The sequence below is a fragment of the Streptomyces sp. 13-12-16 genome (assembly GCF_002114215.1).
Taxonomy (GTDB): domain Bacteria; phylum Actinomycetota; class Actinomycetes; order Streptomycetales; family Streptomycetaceae; genus Streptomyces.
In genome coordinates this window covers 1-6,616 of record NZ_NCTE01000654.1, presented here as the reverse complement: position 1 = coordinate 6,616, position 6,616 = coordinate 1, and the positions used below count along the sequence as shown (strand labels likewise).

Below are 6,616 nucleotides of genomic sequence, written 5' to 3'. Positions count from 1 at the left end.
CGAACTCCTCGGCGGCCGCCGGGAACCAGGGCGCCGGCCCGCGTTCGGCGAGCTCGGCGCGGAACGCCGCGGCCCAGCCCGACGGCCGGGCCGGCTCCGGCACCAGCGGTCCCGCGGCGACCAGGGTGTACGGCGCGGGTGTCTCGAACCGGCCGGACGGGTCGTGGAAGAGCGCTCCGTAGTGCCGGCCGGTGGGCTCGCCGTCGGGGTCCCACCCCTGGAGGAAGCGGAACGCGTGTTCGGGGAAGACCAGGAACGCGCCGTCGCCGAGGTCGAGCACGGTCGCGTCCCCGTATCCCTGGATGGCGTCGGGTCCCTCGAACAGGCTCTGGTCCAGCCGCAGCCGGACCCCCCGCCAGTGCCCGGGGTCCAGGTCCGTGAGCCCCTGCGCGTCGAACTCCTCGAGGTACGCGTCCAGCGCCTTCCGGTGCTCCTCCACGACGGCCTCCGAGCCGGCCCTCAGGGCCAGGACCGCGGGCAGTACGGGCAGCGCCGGGATGTGCAGGCACTCCAGGGATCTCCGGCTGTCCACGTCGAGGTGGGTCCGGCCCGGGGGAGCCGGTTCGGCCAGGCCCCGCAGGGAGCGGCCCAGCAGGGCCGGCAGGTCGTAGAGGTAGTGGTGGAAGTCGTAGAACCGGCGGCGCCAGCCGATGGTGAGTCCGACGCCGTTCAGTGCCGTCCCGAGCACTTCGTCGCCCACCTTGGGCCGTGGCTCCCGCGACACCTCCCCGGCGATCGCGGAGTCGAGCCGGGCCAGTGCCGCGTCCAGGACGCGCTGCTGTTCGGCGGCGAACCGCACCACCCCGGTGATGCCCGCGCGCAGCGCCTCGTGGCCGACCTGCGGCAGGAGCGTGCGGACCAGGCCGTCCACCACGTCCCGGCCGTCCGTCTCCGTCCGCTCCTTCCCCCGCTCGTCGTCCTGCTCGGCTTCCAGCGCCGCCACGGCCCCCGTCAGAAGCGCCTGCGCGGTGTCCTCGCCGACCTGGCGGAGCGCGGCGGACCCCCGCGGATCGCGCGGCTGGAGGAAGTGCCAGTAGCGCAGGTGCGGAAGCAGGGCCGTACCCGCGGTGAAGGGGCCGGCCCGGTAGCCGGACCCGCTCTCGGCGACCAGCGTGCCGTCGGTGTCGAGCAGCCGGACCGTACCCGACTTGTGGATCACGGCCACCGGTCGGTCGGCGCCGGGGAACACCAGCGCGTGCCGCGGTTCCCCGTCCGCTCCGGGTGGCACGACGACCGAGCGTCCGGCCAGGTCCTCGCCCCGCTGCGAGCCGTCGGGGAGTGTCACCACACGCCAGCCGAGCACCCCGTCCACCGGGGCGCACACCGGACCCGGTACGGCGGAGGGGGCGGGCAGCAGCCAGGCACTCCCCAGGGTGCTTCCCTCCGGAGCGGTGTGCAGGGCCCCGTCGATCCACTCCGGTGCGCCGGGCTCGCCCAGCGTGTCGCCGACCGGGTCGTACGCGCGCCAGGTGTGCCGCCCGTCCTCCCCGTCCTCCCTGGCCCACACCCAGTACGACGTGCCGTCACCGATCATGTGCCGCGTCCCCGGCACGAAGGCGTCTCCTCTGCGCAGCACCCCGCGTCCGGTGGTCCGGCCGCCTCCGGGGAGGGGCAGGGACGCGGGGGCCATGCCCCCGTTGACTCCTCCGCTCCCGTCCACTTCGCAGGGCCACCAGGCGTGGACGTCGCCCTCGACCGCCATGCGCGGCGAGTCGGTGGTGCCGTGCCAGTACCCCTGCCAGGTGTAGGTGTGGTTGGCCGTGGAGAGCAGCCGCCACCAGACGAACAGCCCGCCGTCGACGTACTGGCAGGTGAACGACCCGAACAGGTCCGAGGGGTCCGGGAGGTTCGGCTCACATGCGAGGACCGTGCCCTCCGCCCCGATCACCCGGGCCTCTCCGCCGGACAGGACGATGAGGTACGGCCAGCCGTCGACGACCCTGATGCCCCGGTTCCTCTCCCGCGACGCGGCGGCCCGCAGGGCCTCGTCCCAGGCGGGCCAGCCCAGTTCGTCGAGGACGCCGGTGCGCAGGGTGCGGGCCAGCGCGGGCGCGATGCCGGTGGCCAGGGCTTCCCGTACCTCGTCGGCGGCGACGGCCAGCACCTCTCCCGGCAGCCAGGACAGGGTGCGCAGAGCGCCGGAGTAGCCGGTGAATCCGGTCAGTTCGCTGGTGAGGTACTTCCGGCTGACCTCCGCCACCCAGGTGGCGAGCATCGGTCGTCCGCCGGGTGACCCGGCCAGGTTGACGACGGTCCGCTCGCTGTCGCCGAACTCCGAGTCGGGGCAGCTGTGCCGGAACGCCGGATGGAAGCGGGTGTCGGCCGCCAGCGCGAGGAGATCCCGCCGGTGCTCGCAGGCCGCCCAGTTGTGCAGGTTGAGCCACCGGCCGTCGCCGGGGTCCGCCACCGGTACGTCCAGGGCCAGGAGCTGGTCGAGCAGGTTCACGTCGCCGCCGGGGGGCTGCAAGGCGTCCCCGTGGGCCCGGAGTTCGGCACGCAGCACGTCGGCCATGCGGTCGACCAGCGGATACAGTTCCGGCGGTGCGGTGTGTCTCCTGTCGGTGTCGCACAGGGCCAGGAATCTGCGCACCCATCCGGCCGTGCCGTCGGGGGGACGCACCTCGGCGGGCAGTGCGGCGTCGCACAACCCGGCGGTGGCTCCGGTCTTCTCCAGCAGGTCGAGCCACTGGGGCAGTTCCTCCCGCTCCCACTCCGCGGGCAGCAGCCCCAGCAGCGTGCCGCGGACGGCGGGCTCCCGCCGGGCCAGTTCCAGCAGGGCGGCCCGGTGGGCCTTCCACCAGCCGGGCGGTGCCTTGACCGTGCCGGGCAGCGGCAGCATCTCGCGGAGGTAGGCCACCTCCTCGGCGAGCGCGTCCTTGCCCGCGACCGACTTCGTCAGCCGGCGCAGGTCGGCCGCGCCCGGACTCGACGGCGGCACGCCGTGCGCGGCGAGCCGTACGAAGAGCCCGCGCAGGTGCCGGAAGGCCGTCGCGGCCGGTACGCGGGACGACAGGCCCTTGGCGTAGCCGGAGAGGATCTTCGTCGGCACGGCACCGGCCAGGGCGAACTCGAGGAACACCGCGTCCATGCGCGCCTCGTCGAACGGCAGCGCGTGGGCCGTCTCGGCCTTGCGCGCGTTGACGAACATCTGGGACGCGTACGCCTTCTCCTCGGCGGCCAGGAAGACCCGGCCGGCCTGCTCGTAGAAGGTCGGCAGGAAGTGCGGCACGGACCCCGCGAGCCGTTCGCCGATCGACTCGTAGGCGGCGCGGGCCCGCTTCGGGCTCGATCTCGCCTTCCGCGCCACCTTGTTCATCTCCTCGACCAGGGACATGGCGAGGTGACCGTCCGAGGGGTGGTGGACCAGCACCCAGTCGGGGAAGCCCAGGGCCCGGGGCCGGCCGAGACCGACCTCCACCGGCTCGCCCTCGGGTTCGAGGCCGAGGAAACCGGTGCGCGGTCCCCCGGCCCGCTCCTCGGTGGTGAGGCGTACGACGATCCTGCCGTCCAGGCCCGGATGGCGGTAGGCCTGGGTGTACACGGGCACGGCCCGGTCACCCGCCCCGCTGGTGCCCGGCGGCAGCACCGCACCGGCGCGCAGCAGTTCCTCCGGGTCCGCCGGCGCGTCGTCGCGTGTCGTCGGGTCGTTCATGAGCGGGTGCCTTTCCTGGGTGTGCGCTGCCGTGGTGTCGTTCACGCGGCGCCGTCCTCGGTCACGGTGCGGCCGGCGTGCAGGGCCGCGGCCATGCGCATCCCCTCGGACCAGGCGACGGGGCCGACTTGGGCCAGCGGCAGGCTGCGGTAGCCGTCCTCGTCGCTCCAGCTGAGGCCGCCGGTCCAGGCCTTCTCCTCGGTGTAGGGGTCGCTCATGCCGACCGAGGCGGTGACGACGCGCCCGCCGTCCAGGATCCGGTCGACGGCGCTGCTGCCGGAGACCTTGTAGCCGAGGGACGTGATGCGGGAGGAGAGGTGGAACCACGAGCGGTACTCGGCGCCGGCGAACTCGCGGACCGTGTGGGCGGATCCGTCGATGCCGGCGGGCTTGTGCCAGGTGGCGCGGTGGATCTGCTCGACGCCCTGCGTCACACCCAGCTCGGCGGCGAACGTGCGGAGTTCCTCCAGGTCCGGAAGGAGGACGGGGTGCGGCATGGTCACCGTGCGGGGCGTCAGGCGGACGGTCTCGCCGTCGAGGTTGACCACCCGCAGCTCCCCCGAGTCGTCCGCGTCGCGCAGGAAGCCGGTCTCGTCGGGGCCGTCACCGACGACGACGATGTCGCGCAGCGCGGACCGCCACGCCTCGTCGGGCCAGAGCCGGGCCAGCAGGCCGGCCGGCACCGGCAGCGAGGAGACCATCCAGGTGCCGACCTGTGCGGCGCACTCGGCCGCGTGCCGCTCCAGCCACTCGGCGAACCGCTGGAGTTCCCGCACTTCGGGGCGGTCCCGTATCTCTTCCGGCAGGGTTCTCCCCTGTTCCGCGGGGGACGGTCCCGCTGTGGACCGCGCCACCACCCTGCCCTCCACCAGAGCGACTTCGTACGTGTCGCCCGCTGCCAGCCAGCCCATGGGTTACTCGCCTCTCCCACCACTCGGAATTCGGCACAGCTCGCCCGGCAACGGCCTGACCGGCGTGCCTCGCTGTGACGACGGTCGAAAGAGTAGAGGCACCCACCGACAGTCCACCGGCGCCCGCTCCGGGCCGAGCCGGCGGGGAGGTCCCGGGCAGCGCGGCCCGTGCGGACGGGCGGTGGGATTCGCGCCAGATTGCACGATGGCTGTTTCCGGCCGAACCCCGGACGGGGGTGAACTCTCCGCCCGGTCCCTCTCGTACGACGTGGTACGGCCGCTCCGGCCGGTGATGTGCCGTCGTAACCAGGGCAACGGGACCGCCGGCGTGGGCGTGACGGCCGGCCGCCGCGTTCCGCGGGGGGTGGGCACCGTCCGCCGGAGGGCGTGCGACTCCGTCGTTTTCGGCCGGGCGGGCGCGACCGTCCCGCTCCCCGAGGGGCGCCGGGGACGGCGGATTACGTCCGGTGCGGTTCGCACGTGCGTACGTGTCGTGTTGTTCCGGTGCGGATCAGGGCACACGGCTCGTGGCGCGGGAGGGGCGTGGTCGGCTGCCGAAGGCGCAGCCGCTGACAAGAGGTGGGGGAGATGGTTCGTACTGTCGTGGTGCACGACGAGGAATTACTGCGGTCGGCATTGGTGCAACTGCTCAGGGCCGATGCCGCGCTGGAGGTCTCGTCCATGTCACCCGGCGCCGGACCGCCGGATCGCGACGTGCCGCCGACGGACGTGTGGGTCGTGGACGGTGACTGCCTGCGGGGGGAGGCGCACGACGCGTCCTTCCCCGCCCGGCGCGGGGACCGGCTCGTCGTGCTGACGACCGCCAAGCGGCCGGGGATCCTCCGCCGGGCGTTCGACGGCGGTGCTCTCGGGCTGGTCGACAAGAACGCCCCGGCAGACCGGCTGATCACGGCGGTGCACACGGTCGCCAAGGGGGAACGTTTCCTCGACCAGGCGCTCACGGTCGCCCTGCTGGAAGGCGCGGAGATGCCGCTGACCACCCGCGAGCTGAGCGTGCTGTCGCTCGCCTCCCAGGGAGCGCCGATGGCCGAGATCGCGGCCCGTCTGCACCTGTCCCGGGGCACCGTCCGCAACTACATGGCCACGGCGATCCGGAAGGTGGGTGCCCGCAACCGGGTCGACGCGATACGCATCGTCCAGAACGCCGGATGGACGTGAGGGCCGTGCGGTGATCCCGCCCGGGGCGGCCGGGCCCGGTCAGGGATTTCGGGCCGGGCCGCCGTTCCAGTGGCCCGTCAGGTCGCGGTAGAGCGGCGAGCGTTCCAGCACCTCCTCGTGCGTGCCGCAGACCGCCTCCGTCCCGTCCAGCACCAGCACCCGGTCGGCGCGGACGGCCGACGACAAGCGGTGCGCCACCACCAGCAGCGTTCCCGGGCGCCGCGCGAGGGCCTCCTCCGCGCGTGCCTCGGACGCCGGATCGAGGTGGCAGGTGGCCTCGTCGAGCAGCAGCAGGGGCGCGGGGGACAGGTAGGCGCGTGCGAGCGCGACGAGCTGCCGTTCGCCCGGGGACAGTCCGGCGGGCCGCACCGGTGCGTCGAGCCCGCCCAGGCGCTCGACCAGCGGCCGCAGACCGATGGCCCCGACGGCGGCGTCGAGGTCCGCACGGTCCGCGTCCGGACGCAGGTACGCGAGGTTGTCACCCACGGTCCCGGAGAAGACGTACGCCTCCTGGGGCACCAGCACACGCAGCGCGGCGAGTTCGGCGGGGGCGCGCCCGGTCACCTCCCGGCCGGCCACCCGTACCTCGCCGCCGCTCGGCGCGAGCGTCCCCGCGACCAGGCGGGTGAGCGTCGACTTGCCGATGCCGCTCGGTCCGACGACGGCGAGGCGCTCACCCGGGGCGACGCACAGGTCGAGCGTGTCGAGGACCGGTTCGGCGCGGGCGCCGTAGGACAGGGTCACGGACCGCAGCTCCACCGCCGCGGCAAGGTGCCCGGGTTCCGGCCGCGCGTGGTGCCCGACCGCCGAAGCCTTCACCCCCGTCGGCTCCGTCTCCGTTTCCGGCTCCGTTTCCGGCTCCGGGCCGATGATC

Annotated in this window: 4 protein-coding genes; 1 reads left to right on the top strand and 3 read right to left on the bottom strand. The window is 74.0% G+C overall.

Going from position 1 to position 6,616, the window contains the following annotated elements; all coding sequences use genetic code 11:
- On the bottom strand, positions 1-3,697 hold a 3,697-nt coding region (locus B7767_RS25120; RefSeq protein ID WP_179167277.1), incomplete at its 3' end, for a DNA-binding protein.
- Entirely contained in the window at positions 3,694-4,563 is an 870-nt protein-coding gene (locus B7767_RS25115) for a DUF4132 domain-containing protein (RefSeq protein ID WP_085574187.1), read from the bottom strand. The genes B7767_RS25115 and B7767_RS25120, both read right to left, overlap by 4 nt.
- A gap of 588 nt (positions 4,564-5,151) precedes the next feature.
- Here B7767_RS25115 and B7767_RS25110 point away from each other — a divergent pair.
- Positions 5,152-5,742: a response regulator transcription factor gene (locus tag B7767_RS25110; RefSeq protein WP_085574186.1), complete on the top strand. Its 591-nt coding sequence runs from the start codon at positions 5,152-5,154 to the stop codon at positions 5,740-5,742.
- A 39-nt stretch (positions 5,743-5,781) separates the two neighbouring features.
- Here the strand turns inward: B7767_RS25110 and B7767_RS25105 are convergent.
- A partial coding sequence (locus tag B7767_RS25105; RefSeq protein ID WP_179167275.1) for an ABC transporter ATP-binding protein occupies positions 5,782-6,616 on the bottom strand: 835 nt, incomplete at its 5' end.

Excerpts from the sequence above, each read along its gene's own strand:
- B7767_RS25110 (WP_085574186.1), top strand. The coding sequence starts at position 5,152 with ATGGTTCGTACTGTCGTGGTGCACGACGAGGAATTACTGCGGTCGGCA.
- B7767_RS25115 (WP_085574187.1), bottom strand. The coding sequence starts at position 4,563 with ATGGGCTGGCTGGCAGCGGGCGACACGTACGAAGTCGCTCTGGTGGAG.